This is a genomic window from Colwellia marinimaniae (genome assembly GCF_002207865.1).
Classification (GTDB): Bacteria; Pseudomonadota; Gammaproteobacteria; order Enterobacterales; family Alteromonadaceae; genus Colwellia; species Colwellia marinimaniae.
This window is the reverse complement of record NZ_BDQM01000192.1, coordinates 1-304: the sequence shown is the minus strand read 5'-3', so window position 1 is coordinate 304 and position 304 is coordinate 1. Positions and strand designations below refer to the sequence as shown.

Annotated in this window: 1 protein-coding gene; it reads left to right on the top strand. The window is 64.8% G+C overall.

Annotated features, from left to right (window positions below; genetic code table 11):
* Positions 1-304, top strand: a 304-nt coding sequence (locus MTCD1_RS18865) for a solute carrier family 23 protein (protein WP_305764593.1), incomplete at both ends; no start/stop codon positions are given.

Genomic DNA, 304 nt, shown 5'->3' with positions numbered 1-304 from the left:
GATTACCCCGGTGGTCACCGGCACCATCATCACCTTGATGGGCCTGTCGCTGATCAAGGTCGCCGTCACCGACATGGCCGGCGGCTACGGCGCCGCCGACTTGGGCGCGGCCAGCAATATGGGGCTGGCAGCCCTGGTATTGCTGACCATCGTGGTGCTCAACCGCTTCAATAACCCGTTCCTGCGCCTGGGCTCGATTGTCATCGGCCTGACCCTGGGCTTTATCGTGGCCTGGTGGCTGGGACGGGTCGACCTGGCGGCATTGCCTCAGGTGCCACTGGTCAGCGTGCCGGTGCCGTTCAAG